16 protein-coding genes are annotated in these 20,294 nt (G+C 56.3%); 7 read left to right on the forward strand and 9 right to left on the reverse strand.

Annotated features, from left to right (window positions below; all coding sequences use genetic code 11):
- The first annotated feature begins 29 nt into the window (after positions 1-29).
- The gene (gene pyrE, locus C5Y96_RS07190) at positions 30-584 is read left to right on the forward strand and encodes an orotate phosphoribosyltransferase (protein WP_105351421.1); all 555 of its coding nucleotides are present in this window, start codon (positions 30-32) and stop codon (positions 582-584) included.
- Here pyrE and C5Y96_RS07195 read toward each other — a convergent pair.
- The gene (locus C5Y96_RS07195; protein WP_105351423.1) at positions 568-2,058 is read right to left on the reverse strand and encodes an AEC family transporter; all 1,491 of its coding nucleotides are present in this window, start codon (positions 2,056-2,058) and stop codon (positions 568-570) included. The genes pyrE and C5Y96_RS07195 overlap by 17 nt on opposite strands.
- 73 nt (positions 2,059-2,131) lie before the next feature.
- Between C5Y96_RS07195 and C5Y96_RS07200 the strand changes: the two genes are divergently transcribed.
- A complete protein-coding gene (locus tag C5Y96_RS07200; RefSeq protein ID WP_105351426.1) occupies positions 2,132-2,593 on the forward strand; it encodes a CbiX/SirB N-terminal domain-containing protein in 462 nt (153 codons plus the stop codon).
- A 189-nt stretch (positions 2,594-2,782) separates the two neighbouring features.
- Positions 2,783-3,496, forward strand: coding sequence for a hypothetical protein (locus tag C5Y96_RS07205; RefSeq protein ID WP_105351428.1), 714 nt, complete (start codon positions 2,783-2,785; stop codon positions 3,494-3,496).
- 65 nt (positions 3,497-3,561) lie between these two features.
- On the opposite strand, the gene C5Y96_RS07210 is transcribed toward C5Y96_RS07205, so the two are convergent.
- Both C5Y96_RS07210 and C5Y96_RS07215 read right to left on the reverse strand, forming a co-directional pair.
- On the reverse strand, positions 3,562-3,798 hold the full coding sequence (locus C5Y96_RS07210; protein WP_105351431.1) for a hypothetical protein: 237 nt from the start codon (positions 3,796-3,798) through the stop codon (positions 3,562-3,564).
- A 78-nt stretch (positions 3,799-3,876) separates the two neighbouring features.
- Positions 3,877-4,242: a cupin domain-containing protein gene (locus C5Y96_RS07215; RefSeq protein WP_105351433.1), complete on the reverse strand. Its 366-nt coding sequence runs from the start codon at positions 4,240-4,242 to the stop codon at positions 3,877-3,879.
- A 148-nt stretch (positions 4,243-4,390) separates the two neighbouring features.
- Here C5Y96_RS07215 and cysK point away from each other — a divergent pair, with 148 nt between their 5' ends.
- Positions 4,391-5,332, forward strand: coding sequence for a cysteine synthase A (gene cysK, locus C5Y96_RS07220; protein ID WP_105351435.1), 942 nt, complete (start codon positions 4,391-4,393; stop codon positions 5,330-5,332).
- A 218-nt stretch (positions 5,333-5,550) separates the two neighbouring features.
- Here cysK and C5Y96_RS07225 read toward each other — a convergent pair whose 3' ends face one another.
- The 5 genes from C5Y96_RS07225 to C5Y96_RS07245 all read right to left on the reverse strand — a co-directional run bounded on the left by C5Y96_RS07225 (position 5,551) and on the right by C5Y96_RS07245 (position 16,646).
- A complete protein-coding gene (locus C5Y96_RS07225; protein ID WP_105351438.1) occupies positions 5,551-8,340 on the reverse strand; it encodes a c-type cytochrome domain-containing protein in 2,790 nt (929 codons plus the stop codon).
- A gap of 97 nt (positions 8,341-8,437) precedes the next feature.
- Entirely contained in the window at positions 8,438-10,828 is a 2,391-nt protein-coding gene (locus tag C5Y96_RS07230) for a DUF1549 and DUF1553 domain-containing protein (protein ID WP_233198877.1), read from the reverse strand.
- 124 nt (positions 10,829-10,952) lie between these two features.
- Positions 10,953-13,361, reverse strand: a complete 2,409-nt coding sequence (locus C5Y96_RS07235; protein WP_105351440.1) for a PPC domain-containing protein — start codon at positions 13,359-13,361, stop codon at positions 10,953-10,955.
- A gap of 202 nt (positions 13,362-13,563) precedes the next feature.
- The gene (locus C5Y96_RS07240) at positions 13,564-14,871 is read right to left on the reverse strand and encodes a DUF1501 domain-containing protein (RefSeq protein ID WP_105351442.1); all 1,308 of its coding nucleotides are present in this window, start codon (positions 14,869-14,871) and stop codon (positions 13,564-13,566) included.
- Positions 14,872-15,341: 470 nt separating this feature from the next.
- Positions 15,342-16,646 (reverse strand): PQQ-binding-like beta-propeller repeat protein, encoded by a 1,305-nt coding sequence (locus C5Y96_RS07245; protein ID WP_105351445.1) that lies wholly within the window; start codon positions 16,644-16,646, stop codon positions 15,342-15,344.
- A gap of 163 nt (positions 16,647-16,809) precedes the next feature.
- On the opposite strand from C5Y96_RS07245, the gene C5Y96_RS07250 reads away from it, so the two are divergent.
- From C5Y96_RS07250 to C5Y96_RS07260, 3 genes are all read left to right on the forward strand, one after another.
- Complete coding sequence (locus C5Y96_RS07250) at positions 16,810-18,570, forward strand: tetratricopeptide repeat protein (protein WP_105351447.1); 1,761 nt, start codon at positions 16,810-16,812, stop codon at positions 18,568-18,570.
- 107 nt (positions 18,571-18,677) lie between these two features.
- Positions 18,678-19,058 (forward strand): 4a-hydroxytetrahydrobiopterin dehydratase, encoded by a 381-nt coding sequence (locus tag C5Y96_RS07255; protein ID WP_233198852.1) that lies wholly within the window; start codon positions 18,678-18,680, stop codon positions 19,056-19,058.
- A 134-nt stretch (positions 19,059-19,192) separates the two neighbouring features.
- On the forward strand, positions 19,193-19,543 hold the full coding sequence (locus tag C5Y96_RS07260; protein WP_146115555.1) for a hypothetical protein: 351 nt from the start codon (positions 19,193-19,195) through the stop codon (positions 19,541-19,543).
- 7 nt (positions 19,544-19,550) lie between these two features.
- Here C5Y96_RS07260 and C5Y96_RS07265 read toward each other — a convergent pair whose 3' ends face one another.
- Positions 19,551-20,096: a dual specificity protein phosphatase family protein gene (locus C5Y96_RS07265; protein WP_233198855.1), complete on the reverse strand. Its 546-nt coding sequence runs from the start codon at positions 20,094-20,096 to the stop codon at positions 19,551-19,553.
- Positions 20,097-20,294: the final 198 nt, after the last annotated feature.

The raw sequence follows: 20,294 nt of genomic DNA on the forward strand, positions 1-20,294 counted from the left end.
CATACGACCCTGGGATCGAGGAAAGACCGATGCAATACAGCAAAGAGAAGCTGATTGAAATTGTTCGCGACAAAGGCCTGAAATTTGGCGACTTCACGCTCGCCTCGGGCAAGAAGGCTTCGTACTATCTCGATTGCCGCAAGGTAACCCTTTCCAGCGAAGGTGCCCTGCAAGTTGGCTTGGGCATCTTGGAAATGCTTGGCGATAGCCTGCCGGATTCGGTTGGCGGGATGGCCATCGGGGCCGATCCGATTTCCGCTTCGGTCATCACCGTGGCTGCCGTCCAGGGCAAGACGCTGGCGGGCTTTATCGTTCGCAAAGAAGCCAAAGCCCACGGTACCGGGCAAGACGTGGAAGGCCCTGTCGTTGCCGGTAACACGTGCGTCATTGTGGAAGACGTCGTCACCACCGGTGGCAGTTCGCTGAAGGCCATCGAAAAGGTCGAAGCAGCCGGGCTGAAAGTGCTGGGCGTGATTGCGATCGTCGATCGCATGGAAGGTGGCAAGCAGGCCTTCGCCGATGCAGGCTACGAGCTACGTACCCTGCTGACGATCGAAGACTTCGGCATCACTCCACCGCAATAAAGATATCGACCCGATTAGGGCTGGCTTCGTCGTAGATCTCGAAGTCAGCCTCGAAGCTGCGTGTGTAGGCGGTATCTTCTTCGAAGAAGTGCCAGATCTCTTTCCACGTCTTCAGCACCGTCTGCGGCATCTCTCCCTCGCCGATGAAGTGCAGGTAACTTCCTTTGTGGATTCGCACCTTGTCGAGTTGATCGGGAATCTCGGCTTCGGGCGAAACCTCTCTGCCCAGCAGCATCGTGAACTGGCCGGACTGGTCCGATTCATAATCGGCATAAACGGCGATGCGCTTCTTCGGCTCGACCGGATTAGGGATCAGCGCGTCGATGTTGTCGGTCTCGTATTTTTCATACAGCTTCGGAAGTCGCGCGGTATCGGCGTTCATTTCCTTGCGATTGGTGGTCCGGACCGAAATACCAGCCACGTGAATCGCTTGCGTGAGTGGCTCAAGTTGAGGTGCCACGATTACCTCCTGAGAAGATTGCTGAAGCACGGTGGTCTCGAGACCAAGCCAGGCAATGCCGGTCGAGATCCATATAGGAATTGTAACAAATCCCACCACGGTCGACGCCATCACCACCCGAAGTGCCGTGCGGGGATCGCCTCCGTAGTGCTTGGTCAGCACAATTGGGAATACGGCCGCCGGCATCGCGGCTTGAATTGCCGCAACTTGCTTCAGTTCCAACGATATTGGCAACCAAAGTGCCGCTAACAAAAATAAGATGGGCAGTAGCAATAGCCGCAGCAGGACGGCCGAAACATACGTCGGCCAGGGGCTCGATTTGTCGTCTTTCACATCGGCATGAAAAATCTGATCGTAGAACGTCGCTCCGATCAGTAGCATCATCATCGGAATGGCCGCACTGGCCAGAATGCTTGTGATTTGTGTCACAAACTCTGGCACCAGGCTGGCCCAGCCCATCTCGTTAATGAACAGCGACAAGATGATCGTCAGGCTGGGGGGATTCAAAACGTTCTTCCACCAACCTTTGGTCAGTCCGCCACTGGCCAGGCTCACGCCGATCGTCCAGATGCCCAGCTCGACACCGACGTTATGCAAAAAGAGGACACCCAGGGCCCGCTCGCCAAAGATTTCCTGAATCAGCGGGATCGGAATGAACCCATAATTGAAAATGCCGATACAGATGGCAAACGTATGGACCTTGTCGGAATGATCGAAGCCAAGTCGTGCTCCGCTTCCGCGAGCCCACGAGTACGCCACCAGACAGCCGATCGCCACCGAGACAAAACCCCAGACCGGCGGCAAGTAGACGTTGGCGGCATGGTCGAAGGCCGGATTACCAACCACCTTCACAAAGATGAAGCATGGCATCAGGACGCGAATGCCCAACTTCAACAAACCAGCGTCGACTTCGCGCGTGAGCCATTTCAGATAACGAGCCGTTCCCCCAATGCCCATCACGGTGAAAACGGCTGCCGTTATGCTTAGAATCGTAATGACTTGCGTAAGATTCATCGTCCTAACTTAATCGTTAGCCCCCAAAGCAACAATTAGGCACCACGAAACTTCGTTCCCGAGAAGCATTTTGATGCGGCAGTCCACATCCAACCGAGAAAACCTGGGCATCATCATCGTCGACCACGGCTCCCGCCGGGCCGAAAGCAACGACCTGTTACTGGAAGTGGTCAAGATGTTCCGCCAGACGGCGGGGTACCAAATCGTTGAGCCGGCCCACATGGAACTGGCCGCGCCGAGTATTGCCGAGGCCTTTCAAAAATGCGCCGACCAGGGAGCCACCCAGATTGTGGTCCACCCCTATTTCCTTTCCCCCGGCAGGCACTGGCACGAAGACATCCCCCGCCTGGCGAAAGAAGCTGCCGCCAGCCACCCTGGCATTTCGCACCTCGTAACCGCCCCGCTAGGACTGCACCCTCTGATGGCGAAGGTGATGCAAGAGCGAATCGAAACGTGCCTGGCCCATTGTGAAGAAGGGGCACCGATTTGTGAGGTTTGTACTGAGGAGAGTAGCTGCCGGCTGATTGGTAAGTAGCAAATGGGGCGACGGAAACTTGCCCTGTGCTGGTGCCCCATGGCAGAAGCACGGCGAAGAAGATGCTGCTTCCCACCAAACACAACCTCTGCGCAAGAGCCGCAATTCACGGTACTTCCCCCAGATGATACTACACTTCCTTGGTGAAGCGATCTTCTTTTCCGTTACGATTCACCCCGAAGGTATCTCATGCCAACGTATGATCTCTTCAATGCTTGGTTTCGTATCGCGGACTGGTGTGCCTATACGCTTGCGAAACAAGGGTGCGAATCGGTCGTGCTTAAGCCGCTTGGCGAACACTCCCATGCCGCTGCGATCATCGTACGAGAAGCTTCTCAGTCCGGGAGTTACATGCACCGCAAGCTGGCCGCTTCCCTGGCCGGCTGGATTCGCGACCCTTCACCCCAACTGTTGGAAGAGCTCTTTAAAACCGAGGCGGACTATGATGCTTCGTTAGAACCAAGTGATTTCGGACGCCTCGAAAGTCAATCCGTTATGGAAGACATTGTGGTATCGGCCCATCGCTGGATGCGTGACACCAACCAGGGCCAACATGCGTCTCACGCATTAAAACAGATCATCGGAAGCACCATCGCTGGGCAATATTGGAATTCGGCCGGTGAAGCGATGATTGGACTCTGCAAATACCATTCAGACGACTCGGCTGAATTACTACAAGAATTCGCAGAATATGCCAATGGCCCGGCCCCCAGTCATCCAAGTCGACCGTCACTCAAGCAAGAGAAATCGATTGCCCAGAATCTGCTTGAAGGAAATCCAAAAGCACTCGATTCACTCGAACGTTTTCTGCAGGCTCAAGATGCCGCTGCCGACACGGAAATCGACCCCAATTCACGCGCCGCGATTGATCACCTTTTAGCTATGGCGAAGACCATCGAGTAACGTCATCAAACTCGTCGCAAAACGTCACCGAGACTCGCTCGCCTAATCCTTCGATTTGGCTGCGACTAAGTTTCGTTCGCTAGAACTGCAATCTCACATTCGATTCGTTCTGCGAAATCTGCTGTTGGATGGCGATGCCAATTGCTATGAAGTCGATCTGAGCTCTCCATCTCGGCTGCGGCTTCATAAAGAAAGCCGGCAAGTGCCCTAAGAGTGTCAGGCGACGCCGCAATGCTCAAGCTCTTTAAACGCTTAAGACCGTAGTCGTTGAGTGGAACTTCGTCGTCATATCCGTAGATCATGATTCCCTTCTTTCTGCCAACGAGCCGAATTACTTTTGACTGGCTCTTGGTATTTGAATCCGATGAAAAGAGGGTGATCTACAAATCCAACAGCACCGTATCCTCATGCTCGTACCCCGGAGCACAACAGCACAAAAGCCGCAGCGTATCTTCGCCCGTGTTGGTGATCTGATGAACCAGGCCTGGCGGGATGGCGATGGCATCCCCGACGCTCACATCGCGCAGCTCTTCGCCGATTTGCATGCGGCCTTGGCCGTGGGTGATGTAGTAGATTTCTTCCGTTTTGGGGTGGTAGTGGGCGGTGGTGCTGGCCCCCGGTGGCAAGCGGGCCTCGGCCAGGCTTTGGGCTTGAATCGCTGAATTGCGATGGGCCAGCAGTTCGCGGATTTCGGAGCCGTCTTTCGTGGTGAAGGGCTCGGCGTCGTTTAGATTGACGATATCCATCGGGTTTTAGCCTCCTACAGGGGTGTTCTGGCACAGCGGCACAGGCTGTGAGAGAATCTTATTGACACACTTGGGCGTTTATTGATACTTGGGCGAAAAATTAACCCAAGCCTCGCGCTTTAACGGACATCACGAAGGAATACCAATCATGCCCCGAAATAAGACGTTTAACGACGCATGCAACGCCATCGGCGATACCCCGATGATACATATCAATCGGTTGATCCCCCAGGGTGGGGCCGAGGTTTACGCCAAGTGTGAATGGTTCAACCCGCTTAACAGCGTCAAAGACCGCATCGGCTACGCCATGATCGCCGACGGCGAGAAGCGCGGCGTTGTGACCAAAGACACCCACATCATCGAGCCAACTTCCGGCAACACAGGCATCGCCCTGGCCTTTGTTTGTGCCGCCAAGGGTTACAAGCTGACGCTGACCATGCCGGAATCGATGTCGTTGGAACGTCGTGCCCTGCTGCGTGCGATGGGTGCGAACCTGGTTCTGACACCAGCTGCCGATGGCATGAAGGGTGCCATCAACACGGCCGCCGAAATGGCCGAGAAAGACCCCAACGGCTGGATGCCTGGCCAGTTCGATAACCCGGCCAACCCAGCGATTCACGAAGCGACCACCGGCCCCGAAATCTGGGCCGACATGGAAGGCAACGTCGACGTGTTGATCTCTGGCGTCGGCACCGGCGGAACGATCACCGGTATTTCGCGGTTCATCAAGAGCAAGAACCCAGACTTCATTTCGATCGCCGTCGAACCCAAGAACAGCCCCGTGATTAGCGGCGGTCAGCCGGGCAAGCACCGCATCCAAGGGATTGGTGCTGGCTTCATTCCAAAGAACCTGGACACCTCGATTGTTGATGAAGTGGTTCAAGTCGACGACGAAGACGCCTTCGAGTACGGCCGACTGCTGGCCAAGGAAGAAGGCCTGGTCGCCGGCATCAGCAGTGGTGCCGCCATCTGGGCCGCCAAGCAGGTTGCCGCTCGGCCTGAAATGAAGGGAAAGCGAATCGCCGTCATCCTGTGCAGCCTGGGCGAACGCTACCTGTCGACACCACTGTTCGGTGGCCTGGACGGCTAAGCGATTCAGTCCCCCAAGGGGAGAAAAGAAATACCCAGGGCGAAAGCCCTGGGATGAATGAGCCCAAAAAAGGCGAGCCCCAACGGGGCGACACGATCTCAACATTGAGAAAATATGTCGCCCCGTTGGGGCTCACTTGTTTCTTGTTTCTTGATCGACTTTCCCAGGGCTTGTGCCCTGGGCTATGATCTGCCGCTCCATTCGGGGCTAAGTGGCAACTACTGGTAAAGGCTCTGAAGCAGTTCCGATTGACGCTTCAGCTCTTCCAGCTTGGCCTGGGCGTTGGCCATTTCATCGGTGCTGGTTTCGACCTTTTGCTTGGTCTCGCGAAGCTGAGCGTAGACGGCCGACTTCTCTTCCATCACCTTATCGAGTTCGGCTTGCAGCTTGGCGATCTGGGCCAGCTTCTCTTCCATCTGCTTTTCCATTTCGGCCTGCTTGGCGGCGGCTTCAGCGACCTGTTGTTCCTGGGTCTTGATGCCGGTCATCATGGCCTGCTGTTCGGCCTGGAGCTTGGCAGGATACGCTGCGAAGTCATCCTTTTCCTTCTTGATCGCTTCCAGTTCGACCTTGGCGGCAGCGGCTTTATCAGCGGCGGCCTTGGCAGCGGCGGCTTGATCGTTCATAGCCTTCTCGACGTTCGGCTTGCCTTCTTCCAGCTTCTTCAACTGTTCGACCTGCTTCTTCATCTCGGCGTCATACTGCTTGATCAGGTTCTGCTGCGTACCGGTTTCCTTGTTGGCTTCGTCCTTCGCCTTCTTGGCTGCGTCGATCGCGGCTCTGGCGGATGCCAACTGGGTATCGGCGGTCTGCTTGTTCTGCTTGGCAGCGGCAATGGCCTTCTCAGCATTGGCTTTCTCGCCGTTGGCCTTGTTGGTTTCGTCCTGCAGCTTCTTCACTTCCGCTTCCGCGGCAGCGATTTGTTCGGCGTCCTTTTTCAGTTCGCCTTCCTTGCCGGCGATTGCGTCGGTCGACTTCTTGGCTTCAGCAGCCAACTTATCAACTTCGGCCTGAGCAGCGGTCTTTTCACCTGCCAGCGAATCGATTTCTTTTTGCTTCGATTCCTTCTGATCGTCCGGAGTCGTTTCCTTTTGCTTGGTCGCTTCGGCGATCTTGGCATCGAGGTCGGCAACCTTCTTCTTGGCTGCGTCGATGGCCTGCTGCTGCGAGGCGAGTTGCTTCTTCAGATCGTCCAGCTGCTTTTGGTGTTCGCCTTGGGCGTTCTTGGCGGCCGTGACGACCGAGCTCTTCGCTTGGGTCTGCTTGCCGTAATCGGCCAACTTGGCATTGGCCTGATTGAGGGCCTGCTCGGCCTTGGCAATCTCACCGGCCCACTTCTTGGCATCGGCATCCTTCGCGGCAGCTTCTTGCTCTTGCTGCTTCTGCTTGGCTTCCGATTCGGCGATCGCTTTCTTCAACGCTTCGACCTTGGCGGCAGCTGCGTCCATTGCAGCCTTGGCATCACCAGCGGCTTTCTTGCTGTTTTCCATCGCGGCCAGATGATTGTCGAAGGCCTGCTTCGCGGCAGTCGCGGCGGCGCTGGTGTCGGCGGCGGTCTTGTCGAAGGTGCCGATGTCGGCCTGGAGCGAGGCAATCATCTCGTCGTAAGTGGGAGTAACGGCTTTCAGCTTGCCGAGTTCCTGCATCCCTTCCACGCGGTAGACACGAATCTCGCCCGACCAGTCGCCAACGACGATCTTGGTGCTGTCGTGATTGAAACAGGCACGCAGCGCCAGGTCGGCGAAGCCAGGCGTCTTGGCGAGTTCTTTTCCGTCGCCGGCCCAGACCTTGGCCACTTTGTCGCGACCGGCGGTGACCATGCGTCCGTCGTGAGTGTAGCTGACCCACTCGGCACCGCCGCCATGGGCACCAAACGACTTGATGTTCTTACCATCGACCATTGCCCACAGCTTCACTTCGTTGTCAGCGGAAGCCGATGCTAACACGTTCGAGTCAGGCTGCCAGGAAACGGCATTGATCCCTTCCTTGTGCCCTTGCAAGTTCATGTATTCGCGAGCCGTGTCCGCTTCCCAAACGAACAAGCCGTTCGAGCGATCGGCCGTTGCCAGCAAGACCCCGTCCGGGCTATAGGCAATCGAGGTGACCCAGTCGGTGTGCTTCTTAACTTCGTGCAGCAGCGAACCGTCGGCCGTCGAGTAAATACGAACCAGTCGCTGGGGACCACCGAGGGCAACTTGAGAGAGATCTGGCGAGACGTCGGCGGCCAGGACCGCGTCGTATTCGTCGCCGACAGTGATCAACGGCTTGCCGGTACGCACATTGAAAAGCGTCACGCTGCCAGCGTAGCCACCACGGCCACCGCCAGCCATCAGCACTTCACCATTTCGGCTGAAGCGGAGAATGTACGGAATGCCTTGGGGATAAGGAATGACGCCGAGCAGTTTCAGCGTGTCGGTGTTGTACAGAGCGATCTGTTTCTGACCAGCGATAGCTACCACAGGAGCCCAAGGGCTGTGAGCCATGGCGGTGATGGCACCACTACTGTGGAGATCCATGACCGGGGCTTTCCACAGACCTTCCGGCATGGCGGCCGGACCTTCCGGCTTGCCGGTGGTCACGGGGCCTTCCATCGCGAGGCCACTTTTCTTTTTGGCTTTGGCTTTCGACCCGCTGTTTTCCAGTGCCCCCAGTTCGATCCACTTGGAAATGATGTCTCGCTTTTCCTGTGCGATCGGATCTTGCCCTGGCGGCATCTCTGGCGTTTCGTCACCGTTGATCAGCGCGAACAGACGCGAGCTACCGACATCCTGGGCAATAACGACTTCACCACTAGCACCACCTTCGAGCGTGGCACCGTAGCTTTCGAGATTGAGGCCACCCTTGGCATCTCCCTGGTTATGACAGGTAAAGCAGTGCTCGCGCAGGATCGGGCGCACGTGATCTTCGTAGGTGATCTTCTCGACCTTGTCACCGGCTGGCTGAGCATCTTGGGCCGCGGCCAGCGTGGTCAATCCGAACAAAACCAGAAGTGGGAGGGTGTAACGCATCGCTCAATACTCTGTGCGAAAAAAGGCGGGCAAACGAAGGCGGGCAAAGCGTGCCGGCAATCAGGACGCGGCACGCCTAAAAAGTCTAGCTCACGATTTAGTGGTTAAACATAAACTCGCGCGAGTTGAGGACCGCCCAGAAGACGTCTTCGAGCCCGCGTTGCCGATTCTCTTCTTCTTTAAGAACCGCCGTGAGTTTCTCTCGTTCTTCCGCGGTCGGCTTTCGGGCCAGGCTGCGGATGTAGATCTTGTCGATGATCTGATCGTTGGTCAGCTCTTCCTTGACCCAAGTTTCGACCAGCTTACCGCGACCGATCTTGTCTTGCGTGGCCGAGCCATTGAGCATGTGCAAGGCCTGCGACAAGGTCGGCGAGGTGGATGCTTCGCACGAACAAACCGTTGCACGTTCGCTACGTCCGAAGGTCGTCAGGAAGTAGTTCGACGTCTTACCATCGGCAATCTGCACGGCACGCGAACCAAGGGGCAGACCCTGGAACTTTTCGTCGTGGCTGGTGGCCTGACTGATGCAGTCCAGAAGCTGTTCCGCCGGGATACGACGCACCTGGGCATAGGCAAAGTTCTTGGTATCGGTCTTGTTGCTGTCGTTGGGTACCGTCGTACGCTGATAGGCCTGCGAGGCACAGATGTCGCGGACGAGCTTCTTGAAGTCGTAGTTGTACTCGACCAGCTTGTTACCCAACGTCTGGTACAGTTCGGGGTTTGAAGCCGGGTTGCTCACGCGGACGTCGTCAACAGGATCGACGATGCCAACGCCGAAGAAGCTGGCCCAAACGCGGTTGGCCACGCTGCTGGCGAAGTACGGGTTGTCGGGAGCGGTCAGCCACTCGGCGAGCACTTCACGACGGTCGCGTCCCTTCATGTCAGGCTCGACGCCGCCGAGGAACTTCGGTTCCATGACCTTATTACCGACCAGGTGACGAACGTCACCACCACCGCGATTGTAGACGATCCGTTCGCGGTAGTCTTCGGTGTTCTTGCGACCGATCTGAGCGAAGAACGCGGCAAAGCCGTAGTAGTCGTCCATCGTCCAGCGATCGAACGGATGATTGTGGCACTGGGCACACTGCGTTCGGAGGCCCATGAAAACCTGAGCCACATTTTCGGCCGTCTTCAGGGTATCGGTTTCGATTTCGTAGTAGTTGGTCGGCGGGTTGCTGAACGTACCGCCCGATGCGGACAACAGGTCGCGAACCATCTGATCCAGCGGAACGTCGTTCGAGATCTGTTCGGTCAACCAGCTGTAGTACAGGAACGCCGACTTGTCGCTCACGCGGTTGGTGCTCTTGATCATCAACAACTCGGCCCAACGCATGGCCCAGATTTCGGAGAACTCTTTGCGTTCCAGCAAACGATCGACCAGCTTGGCACGCTTGTCTGCCGAGGTGTCGGACATGAACACATTGTATTCTTCTTCCGTGGGCAACAGGCCGGTGATGTCGACCGTGGCACGACGGAGGAACTCTTCGTCCGAACAAACCTGGCTTGGCGTGATACGCAGCTTATGCAGCTTGGAACCGACGAGTTCGTCGATGTAGTTGCCGACCACCTGAGGCTTTTCGTACTTCAGATCTTTCGGCAAGACGACCACCTGGCTACCGACAGTATGGGTGTCGAAGCGAGCCATGACGAACGCTTCGCCACGTTTCGATGCCGTGCACAAGCCGTGCTGGTCAATCGGAGCAGAGTTGTCGTTGTTGGACATAAAGACAGCCAAGTCGGTCACGTCGCGGGTAGTACCGTCCGCGTAGAACGCTTTAACGATGAACGACTGCTGGGCCCCTTCCCCTTCGAGGACCGCCTTGGGTGGGTAGATCTCGATGCGGTCGCATCGGGGCACTTCCCCTTCGTCGGGCTTCGCACCCGTTTCCAACCAACGCAGCATCGTAGCGTAGTAGTCCGAGTCTTTCTCGAAGAGCTTACCACCGGTGTGCGGCACGCTACCGATCGCCTTTTCCAGCAGCAAGCTGGCCGGTGGATCGGCGAGATTAACACGGCGAGTTGCCTGTTCGCGTGTGGTACGGAAATAGTCACCGACCGGATCAAAACCGAACAGCGACAAACGGAAACCATCCTTACCGCGAGCGGCACCATGGCAGCTACCGGTGTTACAGCCAGCTCGCATGAAGACCGGCATTACATCGAGGTGGAAGCTGACAGGGCGTTCTTCGGTGGCCTTGGCGACCTTGACCGGGATCTCGACTTTATGACCGGCGTATTCGATCTTTAAAGTCGTTTCGCCATCGGCGACCGGCAGGATGACGTTGCCGTCCCGCTTGACGCTGCCTTCCGAGGCCAACGTGGCGGTTGCCTGGGCGGTGACATCGAGCGTGACGTCGTCATCGCGCGTGGCGACGACAACATAGTGCTGCGAGTCGCGGCTGGTCAGCAATTCGATGGAACTGGGATAGACGTTGATTTCGCGAATGGCGGTATCGGCCTGGGCAGTGGAAACTGCCAGACAAAACATGAGACCGCTGAGCATCCAATAAGCGACTGCGTTACGAGTCACGGTTGGCTCTCCTTCGGCTTTCGCCGTTTATCCTGGGGAGGGTATTTTGAAATCTTGTGTAGGGGAAATCGGAAACGGACGCTTACTCGCCCATTTCCTTTTGAAGTCGCAGTTGTTCCAAGCGACTCAGTGGACGTTCAGGTTTCGGCTTGGGAGCTTCTTCCTTCTTGGCTTCGTCCTTTGGCTTGGCAGGAGTCACCTTAGGTGGCAGCGGCTTATCGACTCGCAGTTCGATGTTCCCGTTGGTCTGCACGATTGGTTCTTCGTTTTCGGTAACCGTGATCCGGGCCACGATCGACTTGTGCTTGCCGTCTTTGGCATCCTGGGCCACTTTCACATTGAAGACCGCCTTCTCGGCGTCTTTGTTGACCTTGACCGGTTCCGTGGTCACGCCGGCTGGCATGCCGAGCAATTCGACGGTTGCTTCACCTGGGAATTCTCGCTTGGCACTCAAACCCACAATGATCTGGGTCTCTTGGCCTTGCTCGCAGGCAGCCTGATTGAAGGCGAAGTCGACCACGCGATCCGCCACTTCCAAGTCGGCGAACGGGGAGGAGACTTCCGAGAGTCCGGAGGTACCCAAAACGCAGATCTTGTGAATACCGATTGCCGCACCACCGTTGGCCGTGACGGGAATCTCGGCTTCGGTTTGTCCTTTTTCGATCTTGATCGAACGCGAGGCACCGATCCCCGGTGGATCGTCCAGCAAACGCAGGCGAATTTCGTCTTCAAACCCTTCGGCACGCGTCGCTTTCACTTTCAGCTTCATGGAGCCGTCACGGACGACCGGGACCTTAGGCTGCACGATCTCGAGCTTGTAAGGAACTTTCTCGACGACGGCGACTGACATGCGGTCGGTATCATGACCCCATACGTCGCGGTTGTTCTGACCGCGGACGAGCATGGTTCGCTGACGCACGTGCCCTTCGACTTTGAGGTCTTGGTTGGTTGGCTTGGCGATAACGTCCACCAACTTACCGTTGAGCTGAGCATCGGGCTTGGCACGCAGCAGGACGGGCAGCTTGTTCGTGTTCTCGGCCATGGGGAAGGTGATCACTTCGATCCCTTCCGGCAGGTCGTTGAAGTCGAATTTCAGTTCACCACCGAAGTTCTCGCGGCGAGCAGTCAACAAGACAGCCATATAGTTGTCTTGCGGAACACTCATGGTGCGGGCCTTGTACTGTTCGACTTCCGGAATCTCGACAACCAGGCTTGGCGATCGCTGCGTGACTTCCACGCGGTAAATGTTCAGTGGGCTGCCAGAGCCCAGGTGATCACGGACACGGACGACCAGGTCGGTGTCTTCTTCCGCTTTCACGCGGACGTAGCTATCGATATTGCCGCCGTCGTCGTCGTTACCCCCCAGACGCTTGTTGTTGGATTGCTGGTAAACATCGACAACAGGATCCAAGTAGGAACGCAGGTCTTTCCGGGCATAGACGCGGACGTCGAACTCTTGCCCCTTCTTGGCCGGGAAGGCGAAGTGGTCGTAGTCCCCTTTTTCTTCGATGACACCGCTGGCGACGCCTGGCCCCTGCATGGGGGTGGCTGCCTTGAGGTCGTTGTTGGGTTCCTTTTCGACCGCAGCTGGCAGACTCGAAACGAACAAGCGGTTGGGCGAAGGAGCGATACCGTACTGATCTTCGGGGTAGTACAGGAACTCCCCTTCTTTCTCAGGCAAGCGAATCTTGGCGGTCTGCGTGCCGGAAGGATCGCCGAGCCAGGTTACTTCGATTTCTTCGCCAGGCTTGCCACCGGTGGGGAAGATACCCTTGGGACGCGGGAAGTTGCCAACGCTCAGGCGGTAAGCGCAATTACCATTGCCACCGTAGCTGCTTTCGCGAACCTGGATGATGTACTTGCCATCTTCCGGAGCCAGCAGCGAGCAAAGGCAGTCCTGGAACAGCAGCGGTTCGTCGTCACTCTTGGCAAGCTCGAAACGTTGTTCATTGAGGATGGCAACGTACGGATCGAAGAAGGTCAGACCCAATCGTAGACCGGTCAGTTCGGCCGTGATGCGCTGCCCCTTCTTGGCTTCGATCACGAAGTAATCGACGTCTTCATTCTGAATGATGCCGTTGACGGTAGTTCCCATCTCGACGGCTTGTGGTTCTTTGAAATCGTTGTTGGGTTCTTTCTCTTCGATTTCCGGTAGGGCCCCAACATAGAACAACACCACGTCGCTCAGCCCGGTAGCCGTTCGCAGTCGCATGCCGTGCTGGCCAAGACGGCAATCAGGCGTGACGTTCAGTGTCACTTTCACCTTCTTGTCGTCTTCTGGCTCGATCGATTTCATCGTGACGCCAGGCTCGAAGAAGAGAATCTCCTGGGCATCTTTCAAGCGATCCCCTTGCAGCGTCACCGTGATCTCTTGACCACGCTGGAAGCCCGGGGGAACAATCCGCGAGAAAGCTGGCTTGGCAGCCAGGAGGTTAGCTGAGATCAACGTCGTGATGACCGTAGCCAATAGAAGAACGTGGAGGCGTTTCATGACAGTACCGCGTCCAGATGAAAGGTTCAAATCAGTGGGGGAGGAAACGAGAGTCGGTAGCTGGCGGGTAACCAAACTCACGCTTTAAGGCGGGGATGATAGGTTCGGCCTGGGCAAACATGCCCAGGCCGATTGATTTATTCTAACCCAGCACTCGCAAAGACGAAGGATTTTCTGCCTTGGCGACGCCAGTTTCTATAAGTTAGGCCAGCAGGTCTTTGATGACCTTACCACCGTCAACGATTTCAATCGGACGATCGCCAGGTGCCATCAATTCCTTGTCAGCCACGATGCCCAGCTGGTGGTACATGGTGGTGGCAAGATCTTCTGGACCGACTGGGTCGAGTTCTGGTTCGCTCGAGGTGGCGTTGGAGGCCCCGTGGATGTAGCCCTTCTTCAGGCCACCACCGGCCAATGCCACACTGAAGACTTTCGGCCAGTGATCGCGACCGGCGTCTTTGTTAATCTTCGGCGTACGACCGAATTCCGAGGACACCATGACCAACGTGTCATCCAGGATGCCTTGGCGATCCAGATCGTTGATCAACGCCGTGAATGCCTGATCGAATTCAGGAACCTGACGCTTGATGCTGTCGGTGATGCGTTGGTGCATGTCCCAGCCGCCGTAGGTCAGGGTGACCATACGAACGCCGGACTGAACCAGACGTCGGGCCATCAGCATACGCTGACCAGCCGTATTACGACCGTATTCGTCGCGAATCTTGGCATCTTCGGCATCGATGTTGAATGCTTCCCGAGCTTCCGGGGACGAAACCAAGCTGTAAGCTCGTTCGTAGAAGGTATCCATGGCCGCAACCTGATCCGACTCATTCTTCTGAGCGAAGTAGTTGTTGACGGCATCCAGGGCCGAGCGACGGCGATAGAACCGAGCGTCATCCACGCCGCCTGGCAGGCTGAGGTCGCGAACCTTAAAACCACCGCTGGCTGGATCGGAACCGAGCGAGAACGGGGCAAAGGAAGAGCTGAGGTAGCCAGTGCCTGCGTATTCGTTGGGTACGTTAGGTACGCAAACGTAAGGAGGCAGATTCTTACGCGGACCGTACTCGTGGCTGATCACCGCACCGAAGCTGGGGAACTTCAAAGCGGGGCTCGGACGGTAACCGGTGAACATGTTGTGCGTGCCACGTTCGTGAGCGGCTTCACCATGGCTCATCGAACGGATGATGCAAAGCTTGTCGGCGATTTGAGCGGTCTTGGGCAGAGCTTCGCTGAAGTATTCGCCGGTGTTGGTCTTCACGGTCTTCATTTCGCCACGATATTCGATGGGCGAAAATGGCTTCGGATCCCACAGCTCTTGCTGAGCGGCACCACCCGGCAGGTAGATATGAATGACACTCTTCGCCTTGGCTTCAATGAAATCGTAATTCTTGATTTCTGCCTGGGCTTCTTGCAGGCGGAACATGTCGGACATGCTCAGCCCCAGACCGGCCGCAGCACCGACGGTCAGAAAATTACGTCGACTCAGCGGGTTCCCCTTGCACTTCTTCATGACCATCTCCAACAGTTTTGTGTGTTCAGCTTCTTGGGTATGACTTGAACCGAGGAAAGGTTTCAACGAATTCAAGTGAAACGGAAGGATCCGCGTCGAACCCCTGATGTGTGAAGCGCAAGGGAGTTAAACGCGTCGTGAATCTTCAAACGATCGCCGCTAAACTCGGCCATCGTCAAAAAGGTAGGCAAATTCGGGTAGGTAATGGCAGGAAATGGACTGCTTTGGATAGAAGCAGCCTTATCCATTGAGTGATCAATATAACGATCCCGACCCCTATTGTCAAAAGAATTATAATCAAATTGAGCTATTAAAACACCTTGATACCCCTTGCCTTAAGCCATTGAAAATAAACACCTTACGGCAAATTGATGTCACGAGTCATCATCAGAATGTTGGAAAAAGAGGGAGCTAGCCCCGATTTGCGAAGACGCCACCCATTCGAACTGGATTTTTGTCTGGCTCTTGAATTAAGAAGAGGGAGCCAGGCAATAGAGATGGGTCGAGGTTCGCCAAAACAGCTTTCCGCCGGCAAAGACCGGGCTGGCGAATCCGCTCCCTTCGAGATGAAACTGGGCAACGGAGTTGAATTCAGGAGTTGCATCAAAGACGTGCATCATCCCTTCCTCGTCGGGAACCAGCATGTGATCTCCGTATAAAGTCAATGAAGCACTGAAGTTACCGCCAATTCGCTTTCTGGCGAGTCGCTCGCCCGTCTGGGCGTCGTAGCAGAGGCCGATTCCATCATCGTTGACGGCGAAGACCTTTCCATCGTGCACCAGAGGGGATGGAACGTAGATGCGCTCCCTGGCCTCCCATACGATCTCGACCTGGCTTCCATCCCCGCTTGGATCGACTCGGACGGCCAACGAGCCATTCTGGGGATAGCCTCCGGTGGAAATCACGAGGTCTCCGGCCACGGCTGGGGTATTGGCCGTTGTCTTCGCAGGACCATTAACCGCCCACAGGAGGCTGCCGTTCTCGGGATCGTAGGCCGATGTCTTCCCAGTTCCGCCCACGAGAATCTGCTGCTTGCCGGCCAACTCGGCGAGTATGGGGGTGCCGTAACTTGGTTCGTTCGAACGACCTACGCGCCAGACGATATCTCCCGTGTCTCGACGCAGGGCGGCCAGGAAGCCAGGGCCATCGGAGTCGGCCAAAACGATCACGTACGAGTCGTAAATGATCGGCGAACTCCCATAACCATGCTGACTTTGAAATGGTCCGGCCTCTTTCTGCCAGACGATTTGTCCCTTGAGATCAATCGCCGTGACGTATAACGAATCTTTCACCACGAAAGCGGTGAAAATGTAGCTGCCATCGGTGGCTGGCGTGGCCGATGCCTGGGAATTCTTTTGATGCGTCCGCATGAAGCCGCCTTGATGGACCGTGGTGGTCCAGTTCGGCTTCCCCATGACGGTCTCGTAGCAAACCAGCGACTTGGTTTCCTGCTTGGCATCGGCCGTTGTGATAAAGACTTTGTCACCGACGATGATGGGGGAAGAATGCCCCAAACCCTGGATTTTAGCACTCCAAACAACGTTCGGCTGGCTCGTCCACTGGAAGTCGGCGACCGGTTGATGGGCGATGCCATCGCGATCTTCCCCACGCCACCAGGGCCAACTCTCAGGTGGTAAAGACACAGGATCAGCAGCCTGGGCGGCTTCGCCTTGGGGGGCGTGAATCTCGGCGACCGGCTCTTGCCGACAACCAAGCAGCAACGCTCCTAGCGCAATCGAAAGCGACACACTTCGGCGATATCCTGCGAGCATCATGCGTCTCCGTTGGCCAGTCGTCCCGGTAATCGCATCTTCGCAAATTACCAGATCGAAATAAATTCCCCGAATTCTCGTCGTGGCAAGGTCTGCCTAATTGCTTAGAATAACATTCTACGCGAATCCGCTTACAAAATGTTCTCACGGAGTTAGATAAAACATCATGGTTGGGCGATTCTCCCTCTTCGTGGTTGCCACATTGCTTTGTGGCTTCCTGACCCTCCCGCTGTCGGCTGAGGATTACGCCGGCCAAGCCGATCTCGATAAAGCGGTCGATTTGAAACTCGATGCGGAAGGAATGGATGACCTGGCCCAGGTCGCCGAGCTCTGCGAATCGGCCTTGGACAAAGGGCTGCACGAGGAAGACCAGGTCTTCGCAAAACAATTGCTCACTTCGGTTCGCTACCAGCGAGCGGAAGCGATGGGCAAAGGGATCTTCGAAGAAGCCCAACAGCGCAAGGACTGGAAAGACCTGCGCGGCAAGGCAGTCGCCGAGGTCAACAAGGGCCTGAAGTATGACGACTCGGTTGGCATGCTCCACTTTCTGAAAGCTCGACTTCTGCTGCTGCCCGACGGAGATCGTGATGAGGCCAAGAAGAGCATCAACAAGGCAATCGAACTATTGAAAGGGACCGGCGAGCCCCTCTCGAAGGCATTGGTCGTCTCGTTAGTATTCGCCGAAGGCCCCGACGCTCAGATTGATGTGCTGACCAAAGCCATTGAAGCACACCCAAACAATGCCGACGCTTACCGCCTTCGCGGACTGATGTACCTGGAACAAGAAAAGTTCCAGGAGGCACTGGCCGACCTGAAGGTCGTAACCGAACAACTGGCCCCCGGCGATCTGACTTCGTTGCAAGCTTACGCCCGAGCGTTTGCCCGACTGGGCGAGTTTGACGAAGCGATCAAAGCGGTCGATCAGATCATTCAAGCGAATCCCAACTCGCCGATTGGCTACCTGCTGCGAGCCCAGTTCAAGACGATGGCCGGTAACCTGAACGCCGCGATCGAAGACTTGGATCAGGTGCTCGTTCTCGCCCCGCGTTCGGTCCCTGCCCTGCTGATGCGGGCAAGCTTGTATGTGGAACGCCAAGACTACAAGTCGGCCCTGCAAGATGTCGAACGTGCCTTGGCCGCCGATACCGGAAACATGCAGGCTCTGTTAATGCGGGCCACGCTGTACGCTCAGGAAGGGAAGTTCGCCGAAGCGATTCGTGACCTGGAAGCCCTCCAGATCCGCAACAGCGACAACGCCACGATCGCCCTGCAACTGGCAACCCTTTACCAGGCCGACAAGCGACCTCGCAAGGCGGTCGAAGTATACGACCAGGTTCTCAAGATCGAGCCCGACAACATCATCGCTCTGCGTGGTAAAGGCGACGCCCTGCTTTCCTACGGCAAGCATGCCGAAGCGGTTGAAACCTACCTGGCAGCGCTCAAGATCCAAGACGATGAAGAAGGAGGCATCCTGAATAACCTGGCTTGGGTTCTGGCGACCTCCACTAAAGACAACGTTCGCGATGGCGAGAAGGCACTCCAGTACGCGGTGAAGGCCTGCGAAGCGACCGACTACTCGCAAGCTCACATCCTTTCGACCTTGGCTGCGGCCCATGCCGAAAAGGGGGAGTTCGAAGAAGCTCGCAAATGGTCGAAGAAGGCCGTCGAAGTCGCCGGTGGTGACGAAGCCGCCGCCGAGATTCGCGATCACCTAAAGATGGAGTTGGATGCCTACGATGCCAACGAAGCCTGGCGTGAAATCCAGAACACCAAGGAAGGTGGCAAGACCGACACCATTGCCGGTCCCGCTTCCAAAGTGGCCGAACAACTGAAAGACGCCGACAAAGAAAAGTCGGACGACCAAAAGAAGAAAGACGACAAGCCAGAGATGATGGAGCCTGCTCCGGACATGGATCCCGTCTCGTAGGCTCCCCCTTTTTGTTTGATTCGCCTCCGGTGATTCGGAAGAATGAACGCAGAGGCCATCCGAAGATAACCACGCCCTGGCCTCGTACGAGCGTCAGGACTTTTTTCATGAAGGGACTTCCCACAATGGATATCCAAACGCCAGATCAACTGACGCAGAAAAAATGCAAGCCCTGCGAAGGGGGCGTCGATCCATGTACCTTGGACGAAGCCAATGATCAGTTGGCGAAGCTCGACGGCTGGTACCTGACGCACGAAGGTCAACGCATCCGCAAAGACTGGACGGTAAAGAACTTTATGGCCGGCATGACCTTCTTCAATAAGGTGGCCGAGGTGGCCGAAGAAGACGGACATCACCCCGATCTGCACATCGCCGGGTACCGGAACGTTTCGATCGAGATCTGGACGCATGCGATCGGCGGACTGAGCGAAAACGACTTTATCCTGGCCGCCAAGATCGATGCCTTGCCTATCGAGGTGAAGTCATAGGCAACAGGCCCGGCGGTGAAAACGTGTCCGTATTAAGTCCTGGTTAATCATCCCACGATTGCAATTTGCGTTTTCTGGCAGGTGACCTACACTTTGGGCAGTGATTGCGCACGCGTTTTACCCCCTATATGGTCATGAACAACGAGATCGAAGTTCTCGACAAGCCTCAGCTTCCCGCGGTTGCCCCTGAGGCTTCTCTGCCAGTTGAGCGGACCATTGATGCCGGCCTACCCCCGAGCATTCGGGCAGCCGTGCGCAGCCATACGATCATCTGGATCGTCATCCTATCGATTGGCCCGCTGGGCTTGCCACTGCTGTGGCTGAGTCCCAAGTACCCGGCCTGGTCGAAGGTAGTGATCTCGCTGGCCACGCTTTTCTTCACCGTGATCTTGCCGATTCTGGTGACGATCTACTGCGGCGAATTTCTCGTTCGTGGGCTGCTCGAAGCAATGGAAGAAGCCAACCGCGCTGGCGGGGCCATTTAAGCGACCGCTACGCTTTCGACGTTTCCTGAAGTTGCCGGTAATACTCTTGCACGACTGGACGCCGATAGAGGGTCGCTAGTACCTGGCGTCGCTTTTCCAGAAGGTAAACCTGGGCCTGCTCGGGATTCATCCCTTTGGCTTTCATCAACCAGCACAGGACGATCGTCGCGCTGCGAGCTCTCCCGGCTTTGCAGTGAACGTAAACATCCTTCTCTTCGGCCACGAACCGCTCGATAAAGCGAACCCCTTCCTCGATGTCTTCGACACTGGGTGGCGTGAAGTCGACCGTGGGCAGGTAAAGCTGTTCGACGCCATGTTCCTTATAGATGTCGAGCGGACCTTCATATTCGTGACAGGTGTTGATCACCCCTTTGATACCGCTCTCGGCCAGATCTACGGCCATTTTGCGCGAGGGGACCGCCCCGACGAAAACGTGCTGGTCGATTTCGTCGTACCACCGCCACCACTTGAGCCGCCGGATCATCGTCCAGTTGTAGACGTACGAGGGCCAGTAGATCGATTTGGCGTACAGATGCTGGAGAAAACGTTTCATGATGGGCAAAAAGGGCTTATTTCCATGGGATAATCCCGTTTCAGCGCAGGAAGCTTCACATTTGATTCCCTTGGCCTATGCCACCGATTATGATGGTTGGCGGTCTTTCAGCCCACCCTGCCCGAGTGATATGCCTCGGCAGCCTACCCATTGGGGGCAGTTTCCATGCCTCGTTCCCGCCTGAAAACATTCTGAGGA

The organism is Blastopirellula marina, from assembly GCF_002967715.1.
Taxonomy (GTDB): Bacteria; Planctomycetota; Planctomycetia; order Pirellulales; family Pirellulaceae; genus Bremerella; species Bremerella marina_B.

Excerpts from the sequence above, each read along its gene's own strand:
- C5Y96_RS07265 (WP_233198855.1), bottom strand. The coding sequence starts at position 20,096 with ATGAAACGTTTTCTCCAGCATCTGTACGCCAAATCGATCTACTGGCCC.
- cysK (WP_105351435.1), top strand. The coding sequence starts at position 4,391 with ATGCCCCGAAATAAGACGTTTAACGACGCATGCAACGCCATCGGCGAT.
- C5Y96_RS07230 (WP_233198877.1), bottom strand. The coding sequence starts at position 10,828 with ATGTTTTGTCTGGCAGTTTCCACTGCCCAGGCCGATACCGCCATTCGC.
- C5Y96_RS07235 (WP_105351440.1), bottom strand. The coding sequence starts at position 13,361 with ATGAAACGCCTCCACGTTCTTCTATTGGCTACGGTCATCACGACGTTG.
- C5Y96_RS07200 (WP_105351426.1), top strand. The coding sequence starts at position 2,132 with ATGCGGCAGTCCACATCCAACCGAGAAAACCTGGGCATCATCATCGTC.
- C5Y96_RS07210 (WP_105351431.1), bottom strand. The coding sequence starts at position 3,798 with ATGATCTACGGATATGACGACGAAGTTCCACTCAACGACTACGGTCTT.
- C5Y96_RS07195 (WP_105351423.1), bottom strand. The coding sequence starts at position 2,058 with ATGAATCTTACGCAAGTCATTACGATTCTAAGCATAACGGCAGCCGTT.
- C5Y96_RS07255 (WP_233198852.1), top strand. The coding sequence starts at position 18,678 with ATGAAGGGACTTCCCACAATGGATATCCAAACGCCAGATCAACTGACG.
- C5Y96_RS07205 (WP_105351428.1), top strand. The coding sequence starts at position 2,783 with ATGCCAACGTATGATCTCTTCAATGCTTGGTTTCGTATCGCGGACTGG.
- C5Y96_RS07250 (WP_105351447.1), top strand. The coding sequence starts at position 16,810 with ATGGTTGGGCGATTCTCCCTCTTCGTGGTTGCCACATTGCTTTGTGGC.
- C5Y96_RS07240 (WP_105351442.1), bottom strand. The coding sequence starts at position 14,871 with ATGAAGAAGTGCAAGGGGAACCCGCTGAGTCGACGTAATTTTCTGACC.
- C5Y96_RS07215 (WP_105351433.1), bottom strand. The coding sequence starts at position 4,242 with ATGGATATCGTCAATCTAAACGACGCCGAGCCCTTCACCACGAAAGAC.
- C5Y96_RS07225 (WP_105351438.1), bottom strand. The coding sequence starts at position 8,340 with ATGCGTTACACCCTCCCACTTCTGGTTTTGTTCGGATTGACCACGCTG.
- pyrE (WP_105351421.1), top strand. The coding sequence starts at position 30 with ATGCAATACAGCAAAGAGAAGCTGATTGAAATTGTTCGCGACAAAGGC.
- C5Y96_RS07260 (WP_146115555.1), top strand. The coding sequence starts at position 19,193 with ATGAACAACGAGATCGAAGTTCTCGACAAGCCTCAGCTTCCCGCGGTT.
- C5Y96_RS07245 (WP_105351445.1), bottom strand. The coding sequence starts at position 16,646 with ATGATGCTCGCAGGATATCGCCGAAGTGTGTCGCTTTCGATTGCGCTA.